This is a genomic window from Aliidongia sp., from assembly GCF_035943795.1.
Classification (GTDB): Bacteria; Pseudomonadota; Alphaproteobacteria; order ATCC43930; family CGMCC-115725; genus Aliidongia.
Window position 1 is genome coordinate 1 of record NZ_DASZBY010000059.1, and the last position, 2,451, is coordinate 2,451.

The following is a 2,451-nucleotide window of genomic DNA, read 5'->3' on the forward strand; positions in this document are numbered from 1 at the left end:
CCGGCCGCCTCCGCCGCGCGCCATTCCTCCGCGTGAACGATTTTGAAGATGAGCATGCTCAAGCAGCCTGAGCGGTACCACCGATTGTGAGGCCATCGAGACGCAGTGTCGGCTGGCCGACTCCGACGGGCACGCTCTGGCCGTTCTTGCCGCATGTGCCGATACCGGCGTCGAGTTTCATGTCGTTGCCGATCATCTTTACGCGCGTCAGCGCGTCGGGGCCGTTGCCGATCAAGGTGGCGCCCTTGATCGCGGGACCGATTTTGCCGTTCTCGATCAGATAGGCCTCGGTGCAGGTGAAGACGAACTTGCCGTTGGTGATGTCGACCTGTCCGCCGCCGAAGTTCGTCGCGTAAACGCCGTTCTTCACGCTGGCGAGGATTTCGCCCGGATCCTTGTCGCCGCCGAGCATGTAGGTGTTCGTCATGCGCGGCATCACCTGGTTGGCGTAGGACTGGCGGCGGCCGTTGCCGGTCGGCGCCACGCCCATCAGGCGCGCGTTCTGGCGATCCTGCATGTAGCCCTTCAGGATGCCGTCCTCGATCAGCACGGTGCGCGAGGTCGGCGTGCCTTCATCGTCGACCGACAGCGAGCCGCGCCGGCCATCGATCGTGCCGTCATCGACCACTGTTACACCGGGCGCCGCGACGCGCTCGCCGAGCAGGCCGGCGAAAGCGCTCGTCTTCTTGCGGTTGAAGTCGCCTTCCAGCCCGTGACCGATCGCCTCGTGTAGCAGGATACCCGGCCAGCCCGGACCGAGCACGACAGTCATCTCGCCCGCAGGGGCGGGGACGGAGTCCAGGTTCACCAGCGCTTGGCGCAGCGCCTCATCGACCGCGTCATGCCAGTAGTCCGGCTGGAGATAGATCTCGTAGCTGCCACGACCGCCGCCGCCAAAGCTGCCGGACTCCTGACGGCCATCCTGCTCGACGACGACCGACACGCCGATGCGAACCAGCGGCCGGATGTCAGTGTAGGCCGCACCGCCGGCGCGGATGATCTCGACCTGCTGCCACTCGCCGGAGAGCGAGCAGGACACCTGCCGCACGCGGCTGTCCTTGGCGCGGGCGTAAGCGTTCATCTCCTCGAGCAGCTTCACCTTCACTTCGAAGGAGGCTGAGCCCAGCGGATCAATGTCGGTGTAAAGCTTGCGATTTGTGCGGGCAGGGCCTTCAGCCGCGACGCCGCCATAGCCCTTGGACACGGCGCGGACGGTGTCAGCGGCGCGGCGTATCGCCTCCTCGGACAAGTCGGTCGCATGGGCGTAGCCGGTAACCTCGCCCGCCACCGAACGCAGACCGAAGCCCTGGGTGGTGTCGAAGGTGGCCGCCTTCAGCCGGCCGTCATCGAAGGAGAATGATTCGCTCTGGCTGTACTCCAGGTACAGCTCGCCATCGTCGGCGCCCTTCAAAGCGTCGTCCACGGTGGCCTGGACGCGGCCGCGGTCCATGCCGGTACGGGAGAAGAAAAGGTCGCCGGGATTGCTCATGCGGGAACTCCGAAAACAGGGGATTCTGATGCCACATACATATAAGCGCTCCGGCGCGGATTGCGCGACCCTGTCTCCGGCGACCGCCGCGGGCGTCTGGAAACGACCCCGTGCCAGAAGGTCGCAATGACTTTAGGGGCTTAGCGCCTCTAAATCCCTCGCAAGAATCCAAAAGGCGGGGGCTCCAGGCCACCGCGCCGTCTATTTTTGCGAGGGTGCCTCATGTCGTTGAGAAAAGCCGGTTTCGGCGGGGGTCTGGCGGCGATAGCGCTGACCTGGGCTGGTCAGGCATCGGCACAGATTACGGACTACCAGCTTGGCATGCAGTCGGCGGCGTCGCCGGTGATGGAGCGCATCGAGGATTTCCACACCCTGCTGCTCTGGATCATCATCGCGATCACCATCTTCGTCGGCGCGCTGATGTTGTGGATCATTGTGCGCTACAATCACCGCGCCAATCCGGTCCCCTCGAAGACGCATCACAACACGCTGCTCGAAGTGGCCTGGACGATCATTCCGGTGATCATTCTCGTCATCATCGCGATCCCGTCCTTCAAGCTGCTCTACTACGAAGCGGAGATTCCGAAGCCGGACGTCACCATCAAGGTGATCGGCAAGCAGTGGTTCTGGACCTACCAGTATACCGCCAGCAATTTCGGCTTCGACTCCCAGCCGCTCTCCGATGACGACGCCAAGAAGGCCGGCGAGCCGCGCCTGCTGGGCGTTGACCACGTCGTCGTCGTGCCGGTGAACAAGGTGATCGAGATCGTGACGACCGGCGCTGACGTCATCCACTCCTGGGCCCTGCCGCAGATGGGCGTGAAGATGGACGCCGTGCCCGGACGCCTGAATCACACCTGGTTCAAGGCGACACGCACCGGCACGTTCTATGGCGAGTGCTCCGAGCTGTGCGGCCCGCGCCATGACTTCATGCCGATCGAGGTCAAAGTCGTCACCGATGC

General features: G+C 64.1%; 2 protein-coding genes. One reads left to right on the forward strand and one right to left on the reverse strand.

Annotated elements, in window-relative coordinates; all coding sequences use genetic code 11:
• Positions 1–58: 58 nt before the first annotated feature.
• On the reverse strand, positions 59–1,489 hold the full coding sequence (gene tldD, locus VGV37_RS10235; protein WP_326879564.1) for a metalloprotease TldD: 1,431 nt from the start codon (positions 1,487–1,489) through the stop codon (positions 59–61).
• A 222-nt stretch (positions 1,490–1,711) separates the two neighbouring features.
• Between tldD and coxB the strand changes: the two genes are divergently transcribed.
• The coding region (gene coxB / locus VGV37_RS10240) for a cytochrome c oxidase subunit II (RefSeq protein WP_326879565.1) at positions 1,712–2,451 on the forward strand (740 nt) is incomplete at its 3' end.

Excerpts from the sequence above, each read along its gene's own strand:
- tldD (WP_326879564.1), bottom strand. The coding sequence starts at position 1,489 with ATGAGCAATCCCGGCGACCTTTTCTTCTCCCGTACCGGCATGGACCGC.